Below are 26,801 nucleotides of genomic sequence, written 5' to 3'. Positions count from 1 at the left end.
GATATTAGGTAAGGGAAGTATCCGTTGCGCGGCCCAAAAAGCGCCGGACCAGGGCGTACAGCAGCAGGCCAACCGGCCCAAACAGAAACGTGAGCAGCAGACAGGGCACCAGCGCCCAGTGGGGCAGGCCGCGCCGCTCGGCATCCTGGCTTTCCCAGATGCCCAAACACAAATCAAAGCAGAGGTAATGCACCCAGCCGGCCAGTAGGGCCCAGGGGTTCCGGAACAGGGCAGCTACCTCCGCTAAGGAGCCAAAGCCGCCTTCCGAGGCATGAGCTCCCAGGTAGTGGCTGCCAATGAGCAGGGCGTAGCCTCCGGCCAGCAGCAGCGGCAGCGCTCCGCTGCGTACCAGCAGGCGCGTTACCCGCCAGCGCGGAGCCAGCACCAGCAGGACCCAGCCCACCATAGCAACCGAGTTAGCCAGGGAAAATACGAAATCAGGGTGCAGAGGCATGGCGGATGGCAAGTAGAAGGTTCGGCCACAAACATGCCTAAAAGCCCGGCCTCCACCTATCCTATTCAGGGCCAAGTGTAGGGGCCAGCCGGGCGAAGCGGAAAAATCCGGTGGCCAGGCGGAAACCTCTACCGCCCCAGCGCGTACCTTCGGGCCGTGAAAATTGCTGTTATGCGTTGCGCCCTGCGTTGGAGCAGCCTGACCCTGGCCGGGTCAGTGGGTACCGCAGTAGCGGGCTGCCCCGCTCTGCCCCCGCCCGACGATAGCACCTTCGTGCGCCAGTCGCACCGCCGGGCCGTATTTCAGTTCGACCAGCGCTATTCCATCCTCAACGGAACGGTAGTGGGCATTAATGGGGTAAAAGGGGGCATAGAGTGGCGCGGCCGGTGGCGGGCCGGGCTGGGTGTATACCGCCTGTCAGGCGGAGTGCCCACGCGCGCTGTCCAGCCGGCCGGGTTTCCGGCCGGCACCCGCGACGAGGTGCGCTTTCGGTATCTGGCGGCCTACGGCGAATATGTGTTCATTGGAAACCCGCGCTGGGAGCTGAGCACCCCGCTGCAGTTGGGCATTGGTAGCTACTACACCAAGTATTCCTTTCCGGACGGGGGAGTTTTGCGCACCAATAAGCAGGTGCTGTACCTGGCAGAGCCATCGGTAGCGGCGCATTACCGCGTGTTTCGCTGGGTAGGGCTGGGGGCCGGCACCGGGTACCGGCAGGTCTTTGCCTCAGGCCAGCAGCCGGAGGATCAAATCAGCGGCTTTATCTTCTTTGGCCGGGTGAAGCTGTTTCTCGGCGACTTGCTAAAAGTAGTACGGGGCCACGAGCGGCTTTTCTCCCAGAAGGGGCTGAAGGATAAAGGATGAGGGATAAAGGATAAAGGATGAAGGATAAGGGATGAAGGATAAAGGATGAGGGATAGTCGTTTAACGGTGTCCTTTATCTCTCATCCCTTATCCCTCATCCTTTATCCTTCATCCTCCCGCTACCGGGGCACGGCAATACCTTTGGCTGACAGAGGGCGGCGCAGTACGTAGCGGCGCACGTATTCGCTGGGCTCCCCTTTGCTATAGTTGATGGGCTGCTCCAGAATCTGCACTATTTCCCAGCCCAGGCCGCCCATGTAGTTAAGGGCGCTGATGGTTGTGGCAAATACCTGAATCTTACCGGCCTCGCGCACGATTTGCTCCGAGCCGCCCAGCTTTTCGTAGCCGTAGCCGAAGTCCACGTAAATGTCGCCGGATTTCTCCTTCTCCGGCTTGCCGATGTTTACAAAGCCGGTGCGCATCAGCTCACAAAACTCGTAACGCACGGGCTCCGGAACCGCCGGCCGGACCACCGGCGACGATTGAGCGTGCGTGGGGGCGGTGCTGGCAGCCAACAGGCCAGCCAGCAATAAAAGCGTGTAGAAAAGGCGTTTCATGCAGATAGATTGGGGGAATGGGAGAAAAAAGCCGGGAGCCGGGTGTTGGAAAGTAAACATATTTGGCCAGCATGACCGGGCTACCAGTGCCCGCAGTGCCCGCCGGCGGCTAGTTGTAAGCGGGCAGCAAGCGGTACCGCCGGCCGTATTCCAGCATCTGCTGCGAGAAGTCGGTGGGGTATTCCAGCTTCACGTCCGTGATGGTGCCATCCTGTACCACGGGTACCAGCCGGGGCTGAATAAAGCCGGAGTATGGCGCAATATTCAGCTTTTGGTAGCGGGCCAGCACTTCTTTGTGCAGGGCCGGATCCACTTTCACGCCGTAGGTTTCGATGAGGGCCTTCCCGGCCGCGTAGTCACCCTCGCTGGTAATGCGCTGCAGCTCCCGCAGTAGCTGCCCAAACAGGCCGCGCAGCTTCTCATAGTCGTTTACCCGGAAGTAGGTGTTGCCGTCGCGGGTGAGGCGCTCAATTACCTTGTCTTTCTGTCCCTTCTCAAAGGCCCATCTGGCAACCATCTGGCGGTTGCGCATGTGCGCTTCCTCCACGGTTTCGCCCAGCTGCAGGCGTACCAGCTGCGTGAGCAGGCCGTTGCGGATGTACTGGTCGTACTCGGCCCGAGCCACTTCGCCACCAGCGGGCAGTACACCCAGCTGAACCAGCTTGGCATCGGGCAGATAGTATAGCGCTACCAAGTCAGCGCGGGCTTCTTCCAGGGCCGAAGCGTAGCTTTTCAGAGTTTCCTTGGGCGTGCCTACGCCCTTGTTCAGCTGCCCCGAGGCGTGCCCAATTACCTCGTGCATGTCGGTGTGAAGCTTGCCGGCCAGGCCGGCGTACTGGCGGGCACGCTGCTTTTCGGCGTCGTCGAAGGCAAACTCATCCAGCATACCTCCCGCGTCGGCGGCGCCGTAGGCATCCACAATGTTGCCCAGGTTCACCGATTTGGAGCCGTGCTCTTTCCGGATCCAGCTGGCATTGGGCAGGTTGATGCCAATGGGCGTATTGGGAGCCGCGTCGCCGGCCTCTACCACCGTGGTAATTACCTTGGCCGTAATGCCGATAACGTTTTTCTTTTTGTGCTCGGGCTTGATGGGGGAGTTATCCTCGAACCACTGCGCCTCATCCCCGATGGCCTGAATGCGCTTGGTGGCCTCCAGATCCTTGAACGACACTACCGACTCGTAGCTGGCGCGGTAGCCCAGCGGGTCGCCGTACACCTCAATAAAGCCATTTACCACATCGGTGCGGCTGTGCGTATCGTGTACCCAGGCAATGTTGTACTCGTCCCACTTCTTCAGGTCGCCGGTCTGGTAGAACTCAATAAGTTTCTGCAGCGCCAGCTGTTGCTCGGGGGTTTCGGCTATGGCCGCGGCCTTCTGCAGCCAGAACACCACTTTGCTCAGGGCTCGGCCGTACATACCTTCCGTACGCCAGGTGCGCTCCGTAATGCGGTTCTGCTTGTCCTTTACCAGTTTGGAGTTGAGCCCGTAGGAAATGGGCTGAGGATCCTGGCGGTTGATTTTCTTTCGGTAGTAGGCTTCTACCTCCGTTTGCGTCAGGCCCTCATAGAAATTGTTAGCCGAGGTTTTCACCAGGTCCTTACCGGCCTCCTGGTTCACGCGCTTGGGTGCCACATTCGGGTCGAACAGAATGGGCGTCATCGTAGCCAGAAATTTCGTAACCGACTCGCCCGGCTCCAGGGGCAGCTGCTTGGGGTCGGTGGCGAAAATCAGCTCCTTGAAATAGGCCGGCGTGCACTCGGGCAGAAACTTGCGGGTGCTGTAGTGGTGATGAATGCCATTGCTGAACCACACCCGCTTGGCGTAGGTGGCAAACTTGGTAGCCTGATCAATCTGCTGCTGGTTGGTGCTGGCGGTGCGCCGCTCCTCGTTGGCCTGCCACACGGCTTCCAGGGTGCGGCGCACGCGCAGGTTGTGCTTGTAGTTTTGGTCGTAGATGATGTCGCGCCCACTCAGGGCGGCTTCGTAGAGGTAATACAGCAGCTCCTTCTGGCGCGGCTCCAGCGTTTCGAAGCCCGGCACCTGGTAACGCAGAATGCGCAGGTCGGCAAACTGCTCCATCACCACCTGAAACGCAGGAGCAGTTGGCAGGGGCGCTGAGACAGGTGCGGCGGCATCGGCAGCGGCGGCCGTTTCCAGCTGCTGCACGGCCAGGACAGTAGCCGAGTCAAGGGCCGCCGTAGGGGCAGTTGAAGTGCCGGAAGTGGTAGCGCAGCCGCCGCCCAGCTGGGCCAGCAGCAGCAAAGCCGCCGCCGATACACGGGTAGTATTCATGGGGAAAGGGCAGGGTAGAACTTGCACAAATCAACGGATAATTTCACATACCCAAGGGAAATGAGAAGTGAGAAGTAGCAGGGAATAACGTTCGGGTCTGCCACGCTTTTCCTCCGGCCTCTCACTTGCTGCTGTGCACTACTTCACGGTGCGCAGGGTGCCCAGGCGGTCCAGCTTGCCGGAGGCGGTAGTACGGAACTCTGGTACGGCCACCAGCTCCCGGGGCACCTCATACTTATCGAGGCGCTGGCGCAGCAGCTCCAGCAGTTGCTCCTGTTGGCGGGCAGTCAGCCTGGGACCTTCCAGAAAAGCAGTTACCTGCTCGCCCAAGCGCTTATCAGGGCGGGCGGCTACGAAGGCCCGCCGGCCCAGGCCCAGCTCGGTAAGGGCTACTTCCAGCACTTGCTCCACCTTTTCCGCCTGCACTTTCACGCCCCCGGTATTGATAACAAAGTCGGCGCGGCCCAGCCATTCGAAGCTGCGCCCATCCGGGGAAAGGCTAATCCGGTCGTTGGTCGTAATCAGATGGTTTTCGGTTACATCGGCCCGTACCGTGAGGCAGCCCCGGCCATCCTGGCCTACCTCAATGCCGGGCAGCACGCGGTACGTGGGCTGTACATGGGGGCCGTTAAGGCGGCGCAGGGCAATGTGCGAGGCCGTTTCCGTCATGCCATAGGTTACATACACGGGCACTAGCAGCTGCTGGATTTCCTTTTCCAGGCTACGTTCCACGGGTGCCCCTCCCACCAGAATTCCCTTCATGCGGTTGAGGCGGGAGGCATGGCCGGCAGCCAGCACCGCCCGCAGCTGCAAGGGCACGAAGGAGGTGAAACTGAACTCGGCAGAGGCCGCTACCAGCGCCAGCGGATCGGCGTGGGGCTCTACAATGGTTAGGTGCATACGTCGCTCCAGGCCGCGCACCAGCATCATCAGCCCCCCCACAAACTCGCAGTTCAAACACACCAGCATCCGGTCGCCGGGGCCCAGGTCAAAGTAGTCGCCGGTGCGCCGGGCCGAAGCTTCCAGCTGCCGCCGCTTCATTTGTATCAGCTGGGGCTGGCCGGTGGAGCCGGAAGTCCGCAGCCCGAACTCCTGCGCCCCATTCAGCCACTGCCGGATAAAATCCAGCACCCGGGCCTCGTAACCATTCAGGTCGCGGGGGGCGCGGGCAGGGTATTGCTGAATGTCGGCGTAGCGAAACGAGCGGCCGTTGAGCAGCAGAGAATCGGGCAGAAGGTCGGTATCGGCGGCCATAGGACGATGCAAAGTGGAAAGAGCGGCAAGATAGGTGCCGGAACCACCACCTACGCATCCCTTGCGCTTACAGGAGGCATAACTATATGCGCTGCGGCTTGACTTCGAAGGGATTAAAGGTGTATCTTAAGCAGGTCGCCAACTTCTTAACCCCATGCTCATTTCCGCATCAAGTCCGTTTGGCCTGGCCAGAGCCTTCGTGTTCCGGCGCTACCTCACGCTCCGCCCCGAAGTAGCTCACCCGGCCGCCACGTCCGGAGCCGATGCTGCCCTCCGGGCCCGCAAACTGCGGAAGAAACGCGCCAAGCAGGAGCGGTTACGCAACTTTTTCGGCTGGTGCGCCGGCTGCGAGGCCTATGGCTCCATATTTTAAAGGGGGCCGCGCCCACGCAAAGTCCCGCCCGGTGCCACCCCGCTCTGCCCCCCGGATTAGCTGCTTATTGCGCTTTTTTAGGTTCAGGCAGCAAGCGGAAGTAAGTAACTACAAACTGCTCGTTAACCACCCGGCCCTGCACTTCGGCTTGCCGGATAGCTTGGCAAAAACCATCCTTGGCATGGGCGTCGCCGTGGGAGTCAATGGTAGTGCCTTCCACAAAATAGGCCTTGCCGGCAGTGCGCACGGCCAGGTCGCAGCTCTTGCCGGGTAGGCCCAGACGGCATTGCCCACAGGCGGCCTCCACTACCTGAACCGGCTGGGCTGGGTCGGGAACTGATATGGACGGATGGGCCGTAGCCGGCGCGGTTTGGGCCCTGGCTGCGGTGGCCGCAGTACCCAACAGAAAAAGCAGCAAGAGGTGTTTCATGGCCGGCGTGCCGCCCCAAGGGTTACAGAGCGACGCCAGTAAGGTACGCATAGGCGCTGAAAGACACCGGGCCCGGCTGCAATACTAAGTGGAAAGGCCGCTTGCCTACGCTCATTAACCCATACCCGCCCCGGCCGGCTGCCCGGAAATGGGTGCCGCTACATCCGGAGCGGGCGGCGTCCCGCACGAAACTGCCGCTTCCGGGCGGTGCGCTGGCCGGCCGAAAGCACCGCTTGCAGCGGCTCATACTTGGTGTGGTAGTAGGTTGTTGGTTTCAACGGAGGTCTGGGGAAAAGCAGCAGGACCGGTAGCGGCTGCAGTTTCTCCTGAAAAAAACGGGCCTGGAAGCCAGTACTTCCTGCATTCTGTCGCCCCGCATCATCTCCCGTTTAGTTTGCAGGTGTTTACGCTGCCTTACGGCCCCGGCAGCGTGCCGGTGCCAGCATATTATGCGCTTGAGGGCAAAACACTGCTGTGCACTGATTCCGATGGACTTGCTTGTTTTATTTCTTGGGTTCCTGAGTAGCGGCAACTTTCGGCCTTTTCAGCTTCTGCTGCCTCAATTCCCGCCTGGCTCACACCAAGAAATGATGGTTGTCATCAGGGCCGCACCAGGGGGCCGCCACATAGCTAAGCCTGGGGAATGGCTGTTTGGGTTCCGCCCAGATACCGGTGTAGTGCCGCAATAGTGGCCACGGGCGCGTTCAGGTGTGGGTAATGCCCATCGGTGTCAATGATATCCAGCGTGCTGTCGGGGAGGTGGGCATGTAGGTAACGGCCCACTGCCGCCGGAGCCACCGAGTCCTGGGCGCACTGCACCACCAGAGCTGGCACTTGCAACTGGGGCAAGGCCGAGCGGTAATCAGATAAGAAGGTAGCATGGGCAAACTGCCGGGCCACCGCGGGGTCGACGCTGGTGAAGCTGGCCAGTAGCTCATCCAGTAGCTCCGGGCGCATGTCACCCCCAATCAACGATGGTACAATTGCCCGCGACCAAGCCCGGTAGTCCAGGTCCAGAAACCCGAGCAGCTCCTCCAGATCGGCGGGGTCGAAGCCACCGGGGTAGTCTCCGTCGTTTACATAGCAGGGGGAGGCCGCCAGCAGCACCAGCCGCTCGAACAGCTCCGGCGCTTTAATGGCTGCCAATACGCCAATCATACCGCTTACCGAATGCCCCACGTACACTACTTTCGGCATATTCAGGGTGCGCAGCAGGGCAATCAGGTCGGCGGCATAGCCATCCAGGGTCTGGTAGCGGGTAAAGTCGTAGGCGTTGCGGTCGGAGCGGCCGGCGCCAATCAAATCGAACAGCACTACCTGATAGAAAGGCGCAAACGCCGGGGCCACATATTGCCAGCTGAGCTGGTCAGTGCCAAATCCGTGGGCAAACATAAGCGGTTGTTGCCCGGCCCCATACGTGGAAACGTAATGACGCTGTAAGATATCCATACCCTTAGTGAGCCAGACGAGTAAGCGCGGATAAGTACCATCCGACCTTCACCTGATTGAACGTATAAACTGCCCTGTAAGCGGTTAATTGGCAAGCATTTCCCAACAAAATCCTGTCTTCCTAAAATGGGAAATCGGGTAGGGCTACTGTTAATACTGTTGAGTTTACAACTTGTAAAGTTCTATTGATATGATATAATCCTGTTAATCAGGATGGTAACGAGAATGTAGGTTTGGCCACTTAGCGCAAAAAAAGGCCCATACCGGATGGTACGGGCCTTCTGACAAGCGCTATGGTTACCAGTTACGGAAACTTAGGATATTTGGAGAAGTCAGGCTTGCGCTTCTCAATAAAGGCGTTTTTACCTTCCTTGGCTTCCTCGCTCAGGTAATACAGCAAAGTGGCGTTGCCGGCCAGCTCCTGAATACCAGCCTGACCGTCCAGCTCGGCATTGAAGCTGGATTTGAGCATCCGCAGGGCCAAAGGACTCTTCTCCAGAATTTTGTGACACCAGGCCACCGTGGTTGCCTCCAGCTGATCCAGGGGAACTACTTTGTTTACCAGGCCCATATCAAGGGCTTCCTGGGCGTTGTACTGGTCGCAGAGAAACCAGATTTCACGCGCCTTTTTCTGGCCTACTACCCGGGCCAGGTACGAGGCCCCGAAACCACCGTCAAACGAGCCAACAATGGGCCCCGTCTGACCGAAGCGGGCGTTTTCGGCGGCAATACTCAGGTCGCAGACAACGTGCAAAACGTGTCCGCCCCCGATGGCCCAGCCGGCTACCATAGCCACCACCGGCTTCGGAATAGAGCGAATAAGCTTCTGCAAATCCAGCACGTTCAGGCGGGGTACCGCGTCGTCGCCCACGTAGCCGCCGTGGCCCCGCACGCTCTGGTCGCCGCCCGAGCAGAAGGCCTTGCCGCCCTCACCCGTCAGGATGATGACGCCAATGTCGGTCCGGTCGCGGCAGATGTGCATGGCCTCAATCATCTCCTGCACCGTGAGGGGTGTGAAGGCATTATGCACCTGCGGGCGGTTGATGCTGATTTTGGCAATACCTCCGTGCTGGGTGAAGAGGATTTCGCGGAACTCCTTAATTGGGGTCCAGGTGAGCTGTTCTGACATAGGTAGAAGAACGTAAAGGCGACTGTCATCCTGAGCAAAACGAAAGGACCTCATCACGCATGGACGGTCGTCGTTTAGTAGCTCAGATGTGGTAAGGTCCTTCGCTTTGCTCAGGATGACAATACAAGCAGATTAAGAAAAAGATGTGCGGACTTGCGCCCGGTACTGTTCAAAGAATTCGGCGTTGGTAGGGCTGCTGGTGGTTATTTCGAGCAGGGCCGCGCCGGATTCGGCTGCAAAGAAAACCGGTAGCGCCGACTCAAGTTCAGCAAAAGTAGAAACCGGCAGGTAGCGCAGGCCAAAATCCCGGGCGGTATTCTCGGCCCGCAGGGATTGGCGGGTTTCAAAGAACTCCTCCAGCTCCGGCTGCTGGCGGGGGCCGTCAATCAGCCGGAAGATGCCGCCGGCGTGGTTATTGAGCAGAATGACGCGCAGGTTGGGCGTGGGGTAGTTGTGCCAGAAAGCGTTGCGGTCATAAAAAAAGGCCACGTCGCCGGTGAGCAGCACCACGGGCCGGTCGGGGCGGGCCAGGGCGGCGCCCACGGCCGTGCTGGTGCAGCCATCAATGCCGCTGGTGCCCCGGTTGGCAAACACCTCTACCATGCGCCCCGCGGGTAGGCCCAGAATGTTGGCGTAGCGCACGGCCATGCTATTGGCCAGGTGCAGGGCCGCATGGTCGGGGAGGTGCTGCAAGGCCCGGTAGATGGCCGTAAACTCGTTGAACGGCTGGTTGGACTGCCCCATAAACTCCCGCAGAAACCCATCGGCCCAGTTCTCGGCCGCCTGCCAGGGCCGCAGGTAGGCCCCTTTGGCCGTGGCTTCGGCCTCTGTGAGGTGAGCCCCGCCACCGGGCCAGGTCAGGCGTGGCACTGGGGCTACGCGGGTGGCATCCGGGGCGGCGGTGTATGCCTGGGGTGCCTCTCCCCCCGGAGAGGGGGCAAGGGAGTGAGGCGAAGGTAAAGCAACCGGCAGCAGCTCAAAAAAATCCAGCGGTTCCATCCGCACAATTTTCGTGAGCGACTGGAAGGTATCGGCTACGGCTCCGGCGGGCTGAATGTGCCAGTGCTGGGCCGGCCTGGCGTTGCGCAGGTACAGCTTCAGGGCCTTGGAAATCAACGACTGGCCGAAGGTGATGAGCAGCTCCGGCTTGAGCGCCTCTTTCAGGCCCGGTTCGGGCACGGCCATAAATACGTCCTGGCGGCCCAAAGGACGGTTGCGCTGGTCATAGCCGGCCGCGGCGGGCAAGTGCAGGTTGGCAATCAGGTCGCCGACCACGGGCACCTGGTAGGCGGCCGCAAACCGGCGCAGAGCCAGCAGCAGGTCGGCGTGGTAGGGGTGCTGGCCGGCTACCACCAGCACCCGGCTGGTGCTCCGGATGGCGGCGGCCAGCTCCTGCAACACGGCCGCTGGCAGCACCGGGCTGCCCGGCAGCTCCCGCGTCACGCGCACCGGTCCAAATTGCAGCTCCTCGCCCTGTTTGGGATAAAAGGGCTCCCGCAGCGGCACATTTACCTGCACGGGCCCCGCCGGAAACTGCTCGGCCAGCTCAATAGCCTCCGAAACCAGCCGGGCGGCGTGCCACTGGGCGTCGGGGTGGGTGGTATCGGCGGGAAACGTGAAAGAGCCTTTGGCGTGTGCCCCGTAGAGGTCGGTTTGGCGGATGGTTTGCCCGTCGAGCTGGTCTATCCATTCCGGGGGACGGTCGGCGGTAAACACCACCAGCGGAATCTGCTGGAAATACGCTTCGGCTACGGCCGGCGCGTAGTTGAGGCCGGCCGTGCCGGAGGTGCATACCAGCGCCACCGCCCGCCGCTGGCTTTGCGCCAGCCCCAGCCCAATGAAAGCGGCGGCCCGCTCGTCGGGCACGGTGCGCACCGTAATGGCCGGGTGGCGGGCAAAGGCAATGGTAAGCGGGGCGCACCGGGAACCCGGCGACAATACCACGTCCGTAATGCCCAATTGGGCGCAGATTTCAGGGATATTGTGAACGGCTTGCAGGGTCGACATAAGCTATAGATTGGTACAGAAGAACGTCATGCTGAGCGCAGCGGAGCGAAGTCGAAGCATCTCTACCTCTGACTAATTGATTAGCATTGCAACGAAGCGGTAGAGATGCTTCGGCTCCGCTCAGCATGACGTTCACCAAGCAATTTTTAATTCAAAATGGCCCCAATGGTCCGTAGTTTCAGTTCGGTTTCCTGCCACTCCCGCGCCGGCTCGGAGTCGGCGGTGAGGCCAGTGCCGGCGTACAGAATAGCCTCCTGAGGCCGCAGTTGCAGGCAGCGCAGGTGCACGTAGAGGCGGGACACGCCCGCATCGGGCAGATTTACGGGGCCCAGAAAACCAGCATAGTACGCCCGGTCGTAGCCCTCGTGGTGGCGCAGAAATTCCAGGGCTGGCTGCTTAGGTACGCCACCCACGGCGGGCGTGGGGTGCAGCAGCCGCAGCATATCGGTGCCCAGGGTAGGGAAGGGCACCTCATTGAGCTGCACGGCAAAATCGGTGCGCAGGTGCAGCAGCTGCCCGGCCACCACCGTGCGTGGGCCCTGCTCATCGTACTCGCGCAGGCGCAGCTGCTTAAAGCAATTCACAATGAAGCGGGCCACCATGGCGTGTTCCTCCAGGTCTTTGTGGGCCCAACGGGCGGTGGCGGGCTTCATGCCCGGCAGCAGCGGCTGAGTGCCCGCCAGTGCCATCGTCCGGAATACCTGGTGCTCATCTACCTCGGCCAGCACCTCGGGCGTAGCGCCCAGCCAGGTGCCCACGCCCGGCGCACTCACCAACGATACAAAGGCGTTGGGGTAGCGCGTTTGCAGCTCCTCGAAGGCAGCCAGGGCATCGAACCCGGCCGGCAGGGGCTGCCGCACGGCCCGGCTGGAAACCACCTTGCGCACCGTGCCGGCCTCAATAGCGGCTATGCCGGCCGCCACCAGGGCTTCGTACTCCTCGCGGGAGGCCGGCACCGGCACCGGCTGCCGGCTCACGTGCCAGGGCAACTCGGCCGCGTCGGGGAGGGCTGCAAACCGCTGCCGCAGCTCCGGTAGGCGGGCAGCAGCGGCGGCGCTTACCCAAATTTCATCGGGGTGAGCCAGGTCGAAAAACAGGTCGGCAGGCAGAAACAGCGGCGGGTTGTGGTCGGAGTCGCGAAAAGGGAAAAAGGCGAATCCGGCCGGGGCTGTGGGTTCCAGCGCCGGTGGCAGGCCCGCAAATGCCGAGTCTACGTTCAGGCACAAGCACAGGCGGGCGTACTGCGTGTTCGGCAGCCGCCACAGCGCCACCGGCCGGCCGCTGGTAAGGGCCAGCGCCACCAGGCGCCGCAGCCGGTCGGGTACGGGCAACTGGGGCTGCCAGGAAATCCGCTGCAAGGAACTCATGCCTGCGGCTTGGCTGGGGGCAGGTCAATAACAGCCATGGTGATGCGGCTGATGCACACCAGGGCCCCGGTTTCCTCGTGCGTAATCCGGATTTCCCAGACCTGCGTGCTGCGGCCCACGTGCAGGGGAGTGGCCCGGCCGATTACATGACCGTCGCGCACTCCTTTGAGGTGGTTGGCGTTGATTTCGAGGCCGACGCAGGCCTGCCGGGTGGGGTCTATTTTGGTGGCGGCGCCCACGCTGCCCAGGGTTTCGGCCAGGGCTACCGAGGCCCCGCCGTGCAGCAGGCCCATGGGCTGATGGGTGCGGCCATCCACGGGCATCCGGCCTTCCAGGTACTCGTCGGTGAGGGCAGTGAGTTCAATGCCGAGGGCGTCGGCCAGGGTGGGGCGGGTGCCTACCCAGTGGGTGAGTTGCTCCAGCGTCATAGCGGGCGGTAAGAACAGCGGCGCCGGCCGTCGGGGGTGGGGCGGCCGCCTGATAAAAGATGCAGAAGGGAAGATAGTATACAACCATTCTGGGGCGAAAAGGTACGGGGTGTTGCGCAGGTTGTGGCTTCCTGGCGCGGCAATTTGTGCATCCGTGTACCGGAAAAGCCCGTACTTTAACGGCATAACCAGCAAAAGCAGCGGGAAATGAGCGTCAAAAAAATCTACCTCATTCGCCACGGCCAGACGGATTTCAACGTGCGCGGCATTGTACAGGGCAGCGGCGTCGATTCTTCCCTGAACGAGGCCGGCCACCGACAGGCGGCCCGCTTTTTTGCGGCCTACCGCCACGTGCCCTTCGACAAAGTGTACACCTCCCTGCTGCAGCGCACCCACCAATCGGTGCGGGGGTTTCTGGAGCTGGGCCTGCCCCACGAGCAGCACGCCGGCCTCAACGAGATTAGCTGGGGCACCCGGGAAGGTATGCGCATTACCCCGGAGGAAGACGAAGAGTACCACACGGTGCTGCAGGACTGGCGGGCCGGCCGTACCACCGCCCGCCTGCAGGGCGGGGAAAGCCCCGAGGAAGTAGCCGCCCGCCAGCGCCCCGTCATTGAGCTGCTTACTTCCCGTACCGAAGAGGAAACCGTGCTGGTGTGTATGCACGGCCGGGCCATGCGGGTGCTGCTCTGCCAGCTGCTGGGCTACCCCCTGAGCCAGATGGACAGCTTTGAGCACCACAACCTCTGCCTCTACCAACTCGACTACACCGGCTCCCTGTTCACCGTGCGCAGCTTCCTGGACGTGCGGCATTTGCAGGAAATGGTCTAAGAACAGGCAAGCGGCTCTACGCTCGAACCAGCAAATTGCAGCGCAATCTATCCGGAGCTACAGGCGAAAATTCGCTGCTGACAGCTGGTTTTGCCATCCGCAGGTTTCGTTTGCAGCCCCGAATTTTCGGGCTAATTTTGACCCACTCAATCCAACGACGATACCGATGGCCGAACTCATAAAAATGCCCAAGATGAGCGACACAATGACCGAAGGGGTCATTGCTTCGTGGCTCAAAAAAGTAGGCGACAAAGTAAAATCCGGGGACATTCTGGCGGAAGTTGAAACCGACAAAGCCACCATGGAACTCGAGAACTACGAGGACGGCACTCTTCTTCATATTGGCCCCAAAGAAGGCGACGCCGTGCCCGTAGATGGCCTGCTGGCCATTGTGGGCAAGGAGGGCGAAGATATTTCGGCCCTGCTCAACGGCGGCTCGGCCCCGGCCGCTCCCAAAGCTGAAGCGGCCCCCGCTCCAGCAGCCGCTGCCCCGGCTGAGGCCCCCAAAACGGAAGCTGCTCCGGCACCCGCTGCCCCGGCTCCCGCTGCCGCTCCGGCTGCTCCGGCCCCGGCTGCCGCGCCCGCTCCGGCCCCCGCCGGCAACGGCAAAAAAGCCACCATCATCCGGATGCCCAAAATGAGCGACACGATGACGGAAGGCACCATTGCCGCCTGGCTCAAGAAGGTAGGCGACAAAGTGAAATCCGGCGACATCCTGGCCGAAGTGGAAACCGATAAGGCCACCATGGAGCTGGATAACTACGAGGATGGCACCCTCTTATACATCGGCCCCAAAGAAGGCGAAGCTATTCCGGTAGACGGTGTGCTGGCCATCATTGGCGAAGAAGGTGCCGACGTGCAGGCCCTGCTCGGTGGTCAATCGGGCGGTAGCGCGGCTCCGGCTCCAGCCGCTGCTGAAGCTGCGCCGGCTGCTGCCACTACCTCGGCCCCGGCTCCGGCGGCCGAAGCCGGCAACCAACCACCAACTACCACCAACCAGTCGGGCCGCATCTTCGCTTCGCCGCTGGCCAAGAGCATTGCCAAAGACAAAGGCATCGACCTGAGCACTGTAAAGGGCTCCGGTGAAAACGGCCGCATCGTATCCCGCGACCTAGAAGCTGCTGCCGCCCAACCTGCTGCCGTAGCTGGTCCGGCTACCCAGCCCACCGCGGCCCCTGCTCCTCAGGCTGCTCCGGCGGTATCTGCCCCGGCCCAACCACCAACCACCAACAACCAACAGCCAGAAGGCACCTACACCGACACGCCCGTGTCGCAGATGCGTAAGGTTATTGCCCGCCGCCTCTCAGAAAGCCTGTTCACGGCCCCGCACTTCTACCTGACCATGGAAATCCTGATGGACCGGGCCATGGAAGTGCGTACCCAGCTCAATGCCCTGTCGCCCATCAAGCTCAGCTTCAACGACCTGGTTATTAAGGCTGCTGCCGTAGCCCTGAAACAGCACCCCGCTGTTAACTCCTCCTGGCTCGGCGACAAAATCCGCCAGAACAAGGTGGTAAACATTGGCGTGGCTGTAGCCGTGGATGAGGGCCTGCTGGTGCCGGTGGTGCGCAACGCCGATGGTAAAGGCCTCAGCAGCATTGCCACCGAGGTGAAAGAGCTGGCCGGCAAAGCCAAGAGCAAAAAGCTGCAGCCCGCCGAGTGGGAGGGCAGCACCTTCACCATCAGTAACCTGGGCATGTTTGGTGTTGAGGAATTCACGGCCATCATCAACCCCCCGGATGCCTGCATCCTGGCCGTAGGCGGCATCAAGCAGACGGCCGTGGTGAAGGACGGGCAGCTGGCCATCGGCAATGTAATGAAGGTAACCCTCAGCTGTGACCACCGCGTGGTGGACGGTGCCACCGGCGCCGCCTTCCTTCAGACGCTGAAAGCCCTGCTGGAAGACCCCATGCGGATGCTTATCTGAGCCTGACGGAACCTGTAAAAGTTAAACGGCCCGCTCTGCACTTGCAGGGCGGGCCGTTTGCATTGGCTGAAATCAGCAGTGCTTACTTCACCCGCATCCACATTTGGCCATTGGCTTTGGTATACGCCACCAAGCCCTGATCCTTCGTGTAAAAGAACTCTGCTACGTCGTCTGTTTTAGTTGGCTGACTGCCTTTGGCCAGGGTGAACTTTCCCCAAAGACAACGTCCGTACGCTTGGCCATTCAGGGTCATGATACCGGTTAGTTTCACGCTGGCCTGTGTCTCGGCGGTGGCTGTTTCCTGCGCTTCATCGGCGGCAGTCTGCAGAAAGATCCGGCTGTCGGTCCAGTAGTTGGGGTCTGGGGCAACCGTTACTTGGTTATCGGCAAACTCCAGGCCCAACCCAGTGATGGGCACTGCGGGCTGAGGGTTGATGTAGTAGTACAGGTAGGCTTGGTGCACCCGGGTATGGCGGATGGTAAACCGACCGGAACCGGTTCGTTGACTTTCGCGACGGATGTGTACTTCTACGGGCTCGGCCACGCCGGTACTGGTGTTTTGAAACGTCAGGACTGTGCCGTCGGTGTCGTGCAGCCACGCCTGGGTTTCCTGCGGAATGGGCTCGTCGGAGGTGCAGCCGACCAGTAGCGCCAGGCCGCCGATAAACCAGGCGGATAAGGTAAATTTCATAGAAATAGGGGGTGAGAAGAGACGGATATCTGCCGACAGGTGCTAATAATTCAATCGGGTAAGCATGACAGATAACCGAATAAAGTATCGGAGTCCGTGGCAGAACTCGACAGTAAAGCTACCGATAGGGAACGATATGACGAAAGCAGCCCCGCCCGCAAAGGCAGCTGTAACTTTCAGCGCCCTGGACCGGGTGGCGGCCGGAGTGCATCGAAAAAACTCCTATACTTACCGGCAGCGGAGGCTGCGCCGGCAACTCTGCGGTTCGTGTTTCCTTCACCAATCAGCAGATATATGAAACAGCCGTTACTGGCCCTGACGCTTTGCGTCGTGAGTACTTCTATGGCCCTTGCCCAGGGCCAGACCCTGACCGGAAAAATAGTGGATGCCGCCGGCAAGCCCGTAATTGGCGCTACCGTGGTGGAAAAAGGTACCAACAACGGTACCGCCACTGGCAACGACGGCCGCTTTACCCTGAAAGCGCGCACGGCCAGTCCCCGCCTGCAAATCAGCTCCATCGGGTACGCCTCGCAGGAGGTGGCCGCCAGCGGCGGCGACATCAGTGTGAGCCTGGCCGACGCCTCGACGGGCCTGGGCGAGGTGCAGGTGGTGGGCTCCCGCAGCCAGAACCGCTCCGTCACCGACTCGCCCTCCCCGGTAGATGTAATTGACCTGCGGGAAGTAACCACCAAAACCGGCCAGCTCGATGTAAACCAGCTGCTGCAGTTTGTGGCCCCCTCCTTCAATTCCAACCGCCAGACCGGCTCCGACGGGGCCGACCACGTGGACCCGGCCACCTTGCGCGGCCTGGGCCCCGACCAGACGCTGGTACTCGTGAACGGCAAGCGCCAGCACCAGTCGGCCCTGGTGAACCTGTTTGGCACCCGGGGCCGGGGTAATACCGGCACCGACCTGAACGTGATACCCGCCGCCAGCATCGAGCGGATTGAGATTCTGCGCGACGGAGCGGCGGCTCAGTACGGCTCCGACGCCATTGCCGGCGTAATCAACATCGTGCTCAAAAGCTCGGTAAAGGAGCTTACCACCAACGTCAATTACGGTGCCTACGACGCCAAATACCGCTTCGACGACCAGCAATTCGACGGGGGCAACTTCAACGCCAATGTAAATTACGGGGTAGGCCTGGGCGAGCGGGGCAGCTTCGTGAATGCTACCCTCGACTTCAACCAGCGCCAGCATACCCAACGAGCCAACGTACCCAACGCCGATGGCCTGGCCCGCCGTGAGTACGGCGACCCACAAATCCGGAACCTGTCGGCGTACCTGAACTCCCGCTTTGCCCTCAGTGAGAAGTCGTACGTGTACGTGTTTGGGGGCGGCAACAAGCGCCAGGGCGACGCCTACGCCTGGACGCGCTTCGCCGACGACGACCGGAACGTGCCTGCCATCTACCCCAACGGCTTCGACCCCATTATTACCAGTGACATCTGGGATGCCTCCGGGGTGGTGGGCCTGCGCACCCAACTGGGCGGCTGGGAGCTGGATGTGAGCAACAACTTTGGCTCCAACCGCTTTGAGTATGGCGTGAAGAACACGCTGAATGCCTCGCTGGGGGCCAGCTCGCCAACCCGGTTCTACGCCGGTGGCTTCCAGCTGCAGCAGGACGTGGTAAACCTGGGCCTGACGCGCAACTACAAAACCGTGCTGCAGGGCCTGAACCTGGCCGTAGGCGCGGAAGCCCGGCGCGAGTGGTACTCCCTGTTTGCCGGCGAAGAAGCCTCATACCGCAACTACAGCCCACAGTCGGGTGCCGCCAGCGGCTCTCAGGGCTTCCCCGGCTTCCAGCCCTCCGATGCTATTAAAGCCCACCGGGACAACGTGGCCGCCTACGCCGATGCTGAGCTGAGCGTGACGCAGCGCTGGCTGCTGGCCGGGGCTTTGCGCTACGAGCATTACTCCGACTTCGGCAGCACCCTGAACTACAAAGCGGCCACCCGCTACAACCTCACCGAGTTCCTGACCCTGCGGGGCACGTTCAGTACCGGTTTCCGGGCCCCCTCGCTGGCCCAGATCAACTTCAACTCCACCTTCACCAACTTCGTGAACGGTACGCCGGTAGAGGTGCTGCTGGCCCGCAACAACAGCGCTGTAACCCAGAAGCTGGGTATTCCGAGCCTGAAGCAGGAAACCTCGAGCAGCGCCAACGTGGGCCTCACCAGCCGCCTGGGTTCCTCGCTCAGCCTCACCCTGGATGGCTACTACATCAAGGTGAAGGACCGGGTGGTGCTTACCAGCCAGTTTTCGGCCGACGACCCGGTGATTGGCCCTGACCTGCAGGCCCTGAACGTAGATCAGGCCCAGTTCTTTGCCAATGCTGCTGATACCCGCTCCTTGGGGCTGGATGTAGTATTGAGCCACACAGCTACGCTGGGCGAGGGGCGGCTCAATTCCACGGTGGCTGCCAACTTCAACCATCTCAAAATTGACCGGGTGCGCACCTCGGGCCGCCTTACGGGCCGGGAGGAGGAGTTTTTCGGGGCCCGGGAGCAGGCCTTTGTGAAAGCCTCCGCCCCGCCGTCTAAAATCAACCTCACTTTTGACTACCAGCTGGGCCGTTTTGGGGCGCTGGTGCGGTTCGTGCGCTTCGATAAGGTTACCCTCATCGACTGGAACGGGGACCCGATGAAGTATGACCCGCGCATCACCACCGACCTTACCCTGAACTATGCCCTCACCAACCAGTTGCAGCTGATTGTGGGCAGCGCCAACCTGTTTAACCGCTACCCCACGCTCTTCGACCCCCAGCTGACGGAAACCGGCGGTGCCTGGGACCCCGTGCAGATGGGCGCCAACGGCCGCTTCTACTTCGCCAAGCTGCAGGCCCGGTTTTGAGTAGTGAGTAGTGAGTAGTGAGTAGTGAGTAGTGAGTAATGAGTACGGCAGAATCAGGGAAGAATATTTCCGGGTTCTGCCGTACTTGCTTGCGCGTTATGGCTAAGTTTCCGGAAGGTCATGCTGAGCGCAGCTGAAGCATGACCTTCCAGTAGCTTCGGTTCTCGCCGCCCCGCTTTCATTGCTCATTGTTCACTGCTCATTACTCTATGCACAAGTATTTGCTGGCCCTTTCGGCCGCGGCGTTGCTGGCTCCGGCCACGGCCCCGGCTCAGCAGCGGCCCGTGCTCACGGCCCAGGATTACGCCCGGGCCGAGCGTTTTTTGGGTTATCATACCTCGGCCCTGGTAGATGGCAGCATCGGGCAGCCACACTGGCTGGCCAACGACCGGTTCTGGTACCGGGTGCTCACGGCCCGGGGGAGTGAGTACGTGCTGGTAGACCCGGCCCGCAAAACCCGCACGGCCGCCTTCGACCAGGCCAAGCTGGCCGCCGCACTGTCTTCGGCCAGCGGCAAATCCTACGAGGCCGGCCGCCTGCCCTTCCGCAGCTTCACCTACTCGCCCGACGAGAAAACCCTGGCCTTCGCCGCCGCTGGTAAAGCCTGGAAGTACGAGGTAGCAAGCGGGCAGCTGACGCCCGACGCGGCCCCGGCAGCGCCCCCGGCCAACGCCGACAACGAGGTGGAGTCGCCGGACGGGAAGCTGGCCGCTTTCATTAAGGACGACAACCTGTGGGTGCGCAACACCGGTACCAACCAGCTCACCCAACTCACCACCGACGGGACCAAGGATCACGGCTACGCCACCGACAACGCCGGCTGGAGCCACAGTAACAAAGCAGTGCTGCGCTGGTCGCCTGACTCGCGCAAGATTGCCACCTTCCGCCAGGACCAGCGCAACGTGGGCAGTATGTACCTGGTGAGCACCAACATCGGGCACCCCCGCCTCGACAGCTGGAAATACCCCCTGCCCGGCGACCAGGACATTGCCATGATTGAGCGGGTGGTCATTGAAGTGGGTACCCCGAAAGTGGTGCGCTTCCAGATGGCCCCCGACCCGCACCGCGGCTCCCTTTCCGACGATATTTCCAGCAGTGGCACCTTCGATGACGTGGACTGGAGCCCCGATGCCCGGGAGCTGGCCTTCGTTTCGACCTCACGCGACCATAAGGAGGAGAAATTTCGCATTGCCGACGCTGCTACCGGCACCGTGCGCGAGGTATTCACCGAAGCTGTGGCCACCCAGTACGAGTCGGGCCAGGGCGCTATTAACTGGCGCTACCTGCCCCGGAGCAAGGAAATTATCTGGTACTCGGAGCGCGACAACTGGGGCCACCTGTACCTCTACGATGCTACCACCGGCAAGGTGAAGCGCCAGATTACCAAGGGCAACTGGGTAGTAACGCAGCTGCTGGGCGTGGATGAGCAGAAGCGGGAGCTGTACTTTCTGGCCGACGGGCGGGAGCCGGGCAACCCCTACTTCACCCACCTCTACCGCATTGGGCTGGACGGCAAAAACCTGAAGCTGCTCACCCCCGAGCCCGGCAACCACCAGGTAACCCCCTCGCCCTCGGGCCAGTACTTTATTGACACCTACTCCCAGCCCGACAAGCCCGGCCAGACGGTGCTGCGCGCCGCCGACGGTAAGCTGCTCTCCACCCTGGAGAAAACCGATATTTCCCGCCTCAGCGCCACTGGCTGGAAAGCGCCCACGCCCGTTACCGTAAAGGCCGCCGATGGGCAGACCGACCTGTACGGGCTGATGTTTACGCCCACCGCCCTGGACGCCGCCAAGAAGTACCCGGTTATCGACTACATCTACCCCGGGCCCCAGGGTGGGGGCGTGGGCAGCTGGTCGTTTGCCACGGCCCGCAACGACCACCAGGCCCTGGCTGAGCTGGGCTTTGTGGTGGTGGTGCTGGAGGGCAGCTGCAACCCCCTGCGCTCCAAAAGCTACCACGATGCCTGCTACGGCAATATGGCCGAGAATACGCTGTCGGACCAGGTAAGCGGTATCCGGCAGCTGGCCCAGCGGTATCCGTACCTGGATGTGGAGCGGGTGGGCATCTGGGGGCACTCGGGTGGGGGCTACGCTACGGCGGCGGCTCTGTTTCGCTACCCCGAGTTCTTCAAGGTGGGCATTTCGGAATCCGGCAACCACGAAAACCGCAACTACGAGGACGACTGGGCGGAGCGCTACATTGGCCTGCTCAAGACCAACCCCGACGGCACCACCAACTACGACAACCAGGCCAACGCGCCCTTCGCCAAAAACCTGCAGGGCAAGCTCCTGCTGGCCCATGGCCTGATGGATGACAATGTGCCGCCCTATAATACCTGGCTGGTAGTGGAGGCTCTCACCAAAGCCAACAAGAGCTATGATTTGGTAGTGCTTCCTAACGCCCGCCACAGCTTCGGGACCTACTCGCCCTACATGATGCGCCGCCGCTGGGACTACTTCGTGCAGCATCTGGCCGGGGCCGAGCCTCCACAGAACTACGAAATGAGGCCCCAGCCTGACCCGCGTAATGCGGTGCAGTAGGAGTAGCTAATTAGAACAGTCATTCCGAGCGAAGCCGAGGAATCTTGCGGGCTGATGGTTGAATAACATTGCAACCGTCAGCCCGCAAGATTCCTCGGCTTCGCTCGGAATGACATTTATAGAGTTGCGGTCCGGTAAGCTTCGGCTGGGCGTTGCGGCCGGATTCCCGTAGCTTTGCGGCTTCCTACAGAAGAGTACCCGTATCCTTTTTGATTTTGCCATGAGAATCCGTTCCACTACCGTGCTGGGTGTGCGCCACAACGGCCAGATTGCCCTCGGCGCCGACGGCCAGGCCACCATGGATAAGCACGTAGCCAAGAGCAACGTACGCAAAGTGCGTAAGCTGCACGAGGGTAAAGTGGTAACCGGCTTTGCCGGCTCCACTGCCGATGCCTTCATGCTGCTCGATAAGTTTGAGGAAAAGCTGGGTGGCTACGGGGGGCAGCTGCGCCGCGCAGCCATTGAGCTGGCCAAGGAGTGGCGCAAAGACCAGTACCTGCGCAAGCTGGAAGCCATGATGGTGGTGGCCGACCGGGACGAGCTGCTCATCATTGCCGGCACCGGCGACGTGCTGGAGCCTGATTCTGACGTGGCCGCCATCGGCTCGGGAGCCATGTATGCCCAAGCCGCCGCCCTGGCCCTCAAAAAGCACGCCCCCCACCTCACCGCCCGCCAGATGGTGGAGGAAGCCCTGCACATTGCCGCCGACATCTGCATCTACACCAACCACAACCTCCTGATTGAGGAGCCCAGCTAACCCATCATGCCGAGTCCATTGAAGCATCTCCACCGCGCAGACGTTGTTTGGTAAAGATACTTCGACAGGCACAGCATGATGTTCTTTTACCTCTGCAAGAAGTACGAGTAGGTAGTAATGCCCATTCCACGCTATGACTGAGAATCTCATATTCCACAACTCGCGCTGGCGCTACGCTCTGCTCACGCTGGGCGGACTGGTGTTTGTGGCCATGGGCGTTTTTATGATTGTGACTGAGGGCAAATGGGGGCTAGGGCTGGTGAGCATTGCCTTTTTTGGCATGTGCGCAGTAGTAGGCGTTTGGCAGTTTTTTGATACCCGGCCCCGCCTGCAACTATCGGATGCGGGCATCCTGGACCGCACCCTGGGCGTGGGCCTCATTCCCTGGACCGATATTGCCAATGCCTACGTGCGGGGCATTAACCACGAGTACTTCATTTGCCTGCAGCTGTACAATGAGGAAGCGTACGTGCGCCGCCTGCCGCCACTGAAGCGCAGACTGGCCAGCGCCAACGCCGCGTTGGGCTTCACGATGCTGTCCGTGAACCTGAGCGGTGTAAATCTGAACCCGGAACAGCTGTTGGAGTACATTTTGAAGCAAAGCGCCGCTGCGCAGGTGCAGCCACCTATTTCGCCTGCCAGCCCGTAGCGTATTCACCGGCCCGGGGCGTGTTATGGCAAGCAACCCAGCCGCAGTAGCACCCTGTGCAGAATCTTCGCCAACTGCCTGCCATATTGAACGATTCCGGCCCTTTTTCCGATAGAACACCGACACCCACTACCACTGAACCTACGATTCGATGAACGTAACCAACTTCCTCAAGCACCACTACCGCCACTTCAACGCCGCTGCCCTGATTGATGCCGCTGAGGGCTATAACAAGCACTTGGCCGAGGGCGGTAAAATGATGATTACCCTGGCCGGGGCCATGAGCACCGCCGAAATGGGCATTCAGCTGGCCGAGCTGATCCGTCAGGATAAAGTGCAGATCATTAGCTGCACCGGGGCTAACCTGGAGGAGGATATCTTTAACCTGGTGGCCCACGACTTCTACGAGCGGGTGCCCAACTACCGCGACCTGACGCCCGCCGACGAGCAGGCCCTGCTGGAGCGCCACATGAACCGCGTAACCGACACTTGCATTCCGGAGGAAGAAGCCATGCGCCGCCTGGAGCACTCGGTGCTGAAGTTTTGGGAGAAGGCCGATAAGGCCGGCGAGCGGTACTTCCCCCACGAGTTCTTCTACCAGATCCTGAAGTCGGGTGAGCTGGAGCAGTATTACCAGATTGACCCCAAGGACAGCTGGATGCTGGCCGCCGCCGAGAAAAACCTGCCCATCATCTGCCCCGGCTGGGAAGACTCTACGCTGGGCAACATCTTTGCCGGCCACGTCATTTCGGGCGACGTGAAGAATGTGCACACCGTGCGCACGGGCATTGAGTACATGATTTACCTGGCCGAGTGGTACACCCAGCAGGCTACCGAAGAAAGCAAAATCGGCTTCTTCCAGATTGGCGGCGGCATTGCCGGTGATTTCCCCATCTGCGTGGTGCCCATGCTGCACCAGGACCTGGGCCGTACCTCCGTGCCGCTGTGGGGCTACTTCTGCCAGATTTCGGACTCTACTACCAGCTACGGCAGCTACTCCGGTGCCGTGCCCAACGAGAAAATCACCTGGGGCAAGCTGGGCCAGGATACGCCTAAGTTCATCATCGAGTCGGACGCTACCATTGTAGCCCCACTGGTGTTTGCCATGGTACTGGGCCAATAAGCGCCTCCCGAATAGAATAGCCGAACGCAAAAGCCCGCCGCTGACATTCAGCGGCGGGCTTTTGCGTTCGGCTATTCTATTCGGGAAGCCTGGGCGTTACTGTGGCGTGGGTGCGGTAGCCTTGGCGGCCCGGGCCTGCTGCTCCATCTGCTGCTTTACTTGCTGCCGCATAGCTTCCTTGAAGGTAGACCAGTTCAGGGCGTAGGTGGTACATACAATGGCCAGCACGCACACCAGGTAGCCCAGCATATACGTCATAAAGCCGCACCACATGCGGCGAGCCAGGCTGAGGCTGGTGTGCGCAAGTAGGCTGCCGTACGCCCAGGTAGCGTAAGCCACCACCGGCAAGATGAACAGGACGCTGGCAGTACCAATGTGGGGGGTGCCGCTGTACCGGTACAGCACCGGCACGTATAGCAAAGCAAAGAAGTTGCAGATAGCCGTAATAAAGGCCGCAATAATCAGGCACTCAGCGTAGTTGTAGCCCCCACGCCGCAGAAACCACCGCGCCATCAGTGCCCATACCGGCACCATAGCTACGTAAAACCAGCTCAGGTACTTCATGAAAAAGGTGGTAGAAGTTTGCTGCATCTGCCACACGGCCTCGGGTATGGCAGGGTCGCGGGGCGGCAGAAACTGGATGTGCAGCACCGAGCACACCAAGGCGTACACGCCCGTCACCAGAAACAGCAACGACAGCGGCCGGAAATGGTCGACGCGCTTGCCGGCCAGGTAGGCCCGGATAGTGGGGCCCGGGCGGCGCACCATGGTTTTCAGCGTGTACAGAATACCCTTATCCACGTGCCAGATGGAATGCAGCACGTCGTGGGGCATATCGGCCATGGTTAGGCGGTGGGTATGGAGTGCGTCCTGCCCGCAATGCCCGCAATACCGGTCGGGCACCGGAGAGTCGCAGTTCAGGCAGATATGCGGTGCCACGGGTTCGGATGCCAGCGCCGGAGCATCCGAAACGTGGGAAGGAAGGGGTTGGGTAAGCGTCTGCATAGGAGGTAGCCAGTAGTGCCCTGGAAATATAGCTGAAAAACCATGTGGTTGTCTGTTAAGTAACTACCCTTGGGAGCTGACTGATTAGGGTTGCCGCGTCCGGATACCGTACCTTCGGCCAGTATTTCACCCTCAGCCCCACTGCTATGAGCATCGACCTGGCCAGCTTCCTGCATCACACGCCCGAGAGTGAAAAAACCACGGTGTACGTGCACATTGATGAGGATGAAATAGCTACGTACGAGGCCCTGCTTATTGCCCAGACGCGCTTTCGTAAGCTGTTCATCACCCTGGAGCCGAAACGGCGCTACCTCACGCATACCCAGCATCCCGACGAAGAAGAGCCCGAAATTGACTTTCTGGAGGAGTATGAAGAAGTGGAGGCCCTACTGGAAGACGCCGGCCTCGACGGCATCCACGACGGGGAGCAGGGTATTCTCTACCACAACCTACTGTTTCTGCTGATGAACCCCTAAATGGAGTTATGAATGCTGAGTTATGAGAGATGAATTGTCGGGCCAGTACAGCCAACAATTCATCTCTCATAACTCAGCATTCATCTTTTACGGCTACCTCCCCGTATAGTCGGCCAGCAGGCCCTCGTAAATCCAGTTGGCCAAAGCCTGGCGGTTGTCGGGTACCACGAAGCGGCGCTGGTCCTTGGCGTTGCGGATGTTGCCGAGCTCCATGAACACTGCCGGGGCGTGGCTGGTGCGCACCTCGTACAGGCTGCCGCGCTCCGATACATTGCCGGAATAGGGCCGGTTGGGCTGGGCCCGCTTGTAGCGGTTGGTGAACACCTTATGAATGTTTTTGGCCAGCCGCAGCCCCGCCGTGCTGTTAGCGTGGTGGTAAAAAAACACGTCGATGTTCTGGCCCTCGCTGCGGCTGTCTACGTGCAGGCTCAGCAGGCGCTGGTAGGCTCCTTTATGGTGGGCGTAGAGCTTGTTTACCTGCGCAATGCGCTGACGCAGGCGGCCCAGCTGACTCAGCGGAATCACCTGGCGCGGGTAGGTCACCTCGTCGTAATCGACGGGTAGCACATTCTGGTCCCGGATACCGTCGTTGGGGTCCTGCACTAGCACATACACGGTGGCGCCGTGCTCCAATAGTACCCGGGCCAGGCGCACGGTCACGTCGTAGGCGTACTCATCTTCGGCCAGCTTGAAAGAGCCGTACTTGCCAATGGCACCGGGGTCGGGGCCGCCATGCCCGGGCGAGAGGTAATACACGGCCCCCCGCAGGGCCCGGTCGCGCACCGGAACCGGGCTGTAGCCCGCCCCAAACAAGGTGGCCGGAAGCAGGGGCTGGGTGCTTTTGCCCCGGGCAGCACGAGTGGAGGCACGCAGGCGGGCAGTTGTTTTGCGCCCGGGCGCAGCGGGTTTCATGCTGGATGCGGGAGCAGGCAGCACGTAGCTCCGGCCCACCACCAGGCCACCGGCCGGCGTCAGGCGGCCAGCATTCAGCTGCCGGAACTGCTGTTGCTGCTGGCGGGTGTTAAGGCCGTAGCGCTGCAGCAGTACTTGTACTCCGTCGCCGCGCCGGGCTACTGCTTTGCGGGCCCTGGTTTGGCCAAACGCACCACCGGAAATCAGGATAAGCAGAACAAGAAGGGCAGCGGTGCGCAATGACAGAAGGCGTAAATGAGTGGGCAAAACCAGCGTCCGGGCGTGTGCACCCCAAAACTCTAGGGCAGCAACGGGGGCTGGCGGCTCACGCAATAGGTGGTACCAGAATGCAAAAAAGGCAGTAAATCTTCGGATTACGAATAAAAAAGGCCCGCAGCCCAGCTGCGGGCCTTTTTTGCATGCTACAAG

At 61.0% G+C, this 26,801-nt stretch carries 23 protein-coding genes; 10 read left to right on the top strand and 13 right to left on the bottom strand.

Features of this window, described 5'->3' with window-relative positions:
- Positions 1–4: 4 nt before the first annotated feature.
- Complete coding sequence (locus EI290_RS13200) at positions 5–454, bottom strand: ABA4-like family protein (protein WP_221766261.1); 450 nt, start codon at positions 452–454, stop codon at positions 5–7.
- Positions 455–610: 156 nt separating this feature from the next.
- Here EI290_RS13200 and EI290_RS13195 point away from each other — a divergent pair, with 156 nt between their 5' ends.
- The gene (locus EI290_RS13195) at positions 611–1,318 is read left to right on the top strand and encodes a hypothetical protein (protein ID WP_125431022.1); all 708 of its coding nucleotides are present in this window, start codon (positions 611–613) and stop codon (positions 1,316–1,318) included.
- 119 nt (positions 1,319–1,437) lie between these two features.
- Here EI290_RS13195 and EI290_RS13190 read toward each other — a convergent pair whose 3' ends face one another.
- The 3 genes from EI290_RS13190 to EI290_RS13180 form a co-directional block, all read right to left on the bottom strand.
- Positions 1,438–1,875 (bottom strand): hypothetical protein, encoded by a 438-nt coding sequence (locus tag EI290_RS13190; RefSeq protein WP_125431019.1) that lies wholly within the window; start codon positions 1,873–1,875, stop codon positions 1,438–1,440.
- Between the two features lie 109 nt (positions 1,876–1,984).
- Positions 1,985–4,168 carry a dipeptidyl peptidase 3 gene (locus EI290_RS13185; protein ID WP_246008948.1) on the bottom strand — a complete coding sequence of 728 codons (2,184 nt, stop codon included), beginning with the start codon at positions 4,166–4,168 and terminating at the stop codon, positions 1,985–1,987.
- A 138-nt stretch (positions 4,169–4,306) separates the two neighbouring features.
- Positions 4,307–5,422, bottom strand: a complete 1,116-nt coding sequence (locus tag EI290_RS13180; protein WP_125431016.1) for an AMP-binding protein — start codon at positions 5,420–5,422, stop codon at positions 4,307–4,309.
- A 154-nt stretch (positions 5,423–5,576) separates the two neighbouring features.
- Between EI290_RS13180 and EI290_RS13175 the strand changes: the two genes are divergently transcribed.
- A complete protein-coding gene (locus EI290_RS13175) occupies positions 5,577–5,795 on the top strand; it encodes a hypothetical protein (protein WP_125431013.1) in 219 nt (72 codons plus the stop codon).
- Between the two features lie 64 nt (positions 5,796–5,859).
- Here the strand turns inward: EI290_RS13175 and EI290_RS13170 are convergent, their stop codons facing one another.
- From EI290_RS13170 to EI290_RS13145, 6 genes are all read right to left on the bottom strand, one after another.
- Positions 5,860–6,276: a DUF6370 family protein gene (locus EI290_RS13170; protein WP_221766260.1), complete on the bottom strand. Its 417-nt coding sequence runs from the start codon at positions 6,274–6,276 to the stop codon at positions 5,860–5,862.
- A gap of 579 nt (positions 6,277–6,855) precedes the next feature.
- Positions 6,856–7,674 (bottom strand): alpha/beta fold hydrolase, encoded by an 819-nt coding sequence (locus EI290_RS13165; RefSeq protein ID WP_125431010.1) that lies wholly within the window; start codon positions 7,672–7,674, stop codon positions 6,856–6,858.
- Between the two features lie 304 nt (positions 7,675–7,978).
- Positions 7,979–8,803: a 1,4-dihydroxy-2-naphthoyl-CoA synthase gene (gene menB, locus EI290_RS13160; RefSeq protein ID WP_125431008.1), complete on the bottom strand. Its 825-nt coding sequence runs from the start codon at positions 8,801–8,803 to the stop codon at positions 7,979–7,981.
- 132 nt (positions 8,804–8,935) lie between these two features.
- Positions 8,936–10,810: a 2-succinyl-5-enolpyruvyl-6-hydroxy-3-cyclohexene-1-carboxylic-acid synthase gene (menD, locus tag EI290_RS13155; protein ID WP_125431006.1), complete on the bottom strand. Its 1,875-nt coding sequence runs from the start codon at positions 10,808–10,810 to the stop codon at positions 8,936–8,938.
- Between the two features lie 146 nt (positions 10,811–10,956).
- Positions 10,957–12,177 (bottom strand): chorismate-binding protein, encoded by a 1,221-nt coding sequence (locus tag EI290_RS13150; RefSeq protein ID WP_125431004.1) that lies wholly within the window; start codon positions 12,175–12,177, stop codon positions 10,957–10,959.
- Positions 12,174–12,605, bottom strand: coding sequence for a hotdog fold thioesterase (locus EI290_RS13145; protein WP_125431002.1), 432 nt, complete (start codon positions 12,603–12,605; stop codon positions 12,174–12,176). Before EI290_RS13145 ends, EI290_RS13150 begins: the two co-directional genes overlap by 4 nt.
- A 207-nt stretch (positions 12,606–12,812) precedes the next feature.
- On the opposite strand from EI290_RS13145, the gene EI290_RS13140 reads away from it, so the two are divergent.
- Both EI290_RS13140 and EI290_RS13135 read left to right on the top strand, forming a co-directional pair.
- Positions 12,813–13,436, top strand: a complete 624-nt coding sequence (locus EI290_RS13140; RefSeq protein ID WP_125431000.1) for a histidine phosphatase family protein — start codon at positions 12,813–12,815, stop codon at positions 13,434–13,436.
- Between the two features lie 166 nt (positions 13,437–13,602).
- Positions 13,603–15,363: a pyruvate dehydrogenase complex dihydrolipoamide acetyltransferase gene (locus tag EI290_RS13135; RefSeq protein WP_125430998.1), complete on the top strand. Its 1,761-nt coding sequence runs from the start codon at positions 13,603–13,605 to the stop codon at positions 15,361–15,363.
- A gap of 82 nt (positions 15,364–15,445) precedes the next feature.
- On the opposite strand, the gene EI290_RS13130 is transcribed toward EI290_RS13135, so the two are convergent.
- Positions 15,446–16,054 (bottom strand): hypothetical protein, encoded by a 609-nt coding sequence (locus tag EI290_RS13130; RefSeq protein ID WP_125430996.1) that lies wholly within the window; start codon positions 16,052–16,054, stop codon positions 15,446–15,448.
- Positions 16,055–16,348: 294 nt separating this feature from the next.
- Between EI290_RS13130 and EI290_RS13125 the strand changes: the two genes are divergently transcribed.
- The 5 genes from EI290_RS13125 to EI290_RS13105 all read left to right on the top strand — a co-directional run bounded on the left by EI290_RS13125 (position 16,349) and on the right by EI290_RS13105 (position 23,979).
- Positions 16,349–18,907, top strand: coding sequence for a TonB-dependent receptor (locus EI290_RS13125; protein ID WP_125430994.1), 2,559 nt, complete (start codon positions 16,349–16,351; stop codon positions 18,905–18,907).
- A 209-nt stretch (positions 18,908–19,116) separates the two neighbouring features.
- A complete protein-coding gene (locus EI290_RS13120; protein ID WP_125430993.1) occupies positions 19,117–21,450 on the top strand; it encodes a S9 family peptidase in 2,334 nt (777 codons plus the stop codon).
- Positions 21,451–21,670: 220 nt separating this feature from the next.
- Entirely contained in the window at positions 21,671–22,207 is a 537-nt protein-coding gene (gene hslV, locus EI290_RS13115; RefSeq protein ID WP_125430991.1) for an ATP-dependent protease subunit HslV, read from the top strand.
- Positions 22,208–22,340: 133 nt separating this feature from the next.
- A complete protein-coding gene (locus tag EI290_RS13110) occupies positions 22,341–22,856 on the top strand; it encodes an STM3941 family protein (RefSeq protein WP_125430989.1) in 516 nt (171 codons plus the stop codon).
- 151 nt (positions 22,857–23,007) lie between these two features.
- The gene (locus EI290_RS13105; protein WP_125430987.1) at positions 23,008–23,979 is read left to right on the top strand and encodes a deoxyhypusine synthase family protein; all 972 of its coding nucleotides are present in this window, start codon (positions 23,008–23,010) and stop codon (positions 23,977–23,979) included.
- 96 nt (positions 23,980–24,075) lie between these two features.
- Here EI290_RS13105 and EI290_RS13100 read toward each other — a convergent pair whose 3' ends face one another.
- Entirely contained in the window at positions 24,076–24,984 is a 909-nt protein-coding gene (locus EI290_RS13100) for a DUF3667 domain-containing protein (RefSeq protein WP_125430985.1), read from the bottom strand.
- 146 nt (positions 24,985–25,130) lie between these two features.
- Here EI290_RS13100 and EI290_RS13095 point away from each other — a divergent pair, with 146 nt between their 5' ends.
- A complete protein-coding gene (locus EI290_RS13095) occupies positions 25,131–25,460 on the top strand; it encodes a hypothetical protein (protein ID WP_125430983.1) in 330 nt (109 codons plus the stop codon).
- Between the two features lie 93 nt (positions 25,461–25,553).
- On the opposite strand, the gene EI290_RS13090 is transcribed toward EI290_RS13095, so the two are convergent.
- Complete coding sequence (locus EI290_RS13090) at positions 25,554–26,612, bottom strand: N-acetylmuramoyl-L-alanine amidase family protein (RefSeq protein WP_246008947.1); 1,059 nt, start codon at positions 26,610–26,612, stop codon at positions 25,554–25,556.
- Positions 26,613–26,801: the final 189 nt, after the last annotated feature.

It is taken from the genome of Hymenobacter metallilatus, from assembly GCF_003944705.1.
GTDB classification, from domain to species: domain Bacteria; phylum Bacteroidota; class Bacteroidia; order Cytophagales; family Hymenobacteraceae; genus Hymenobacter; species Hymenobacter metallilatus.
Note: the sequence above shows the minus strand (reverse complement) of the source record. Positions and strands in the feature narration are given on the sequence as shown.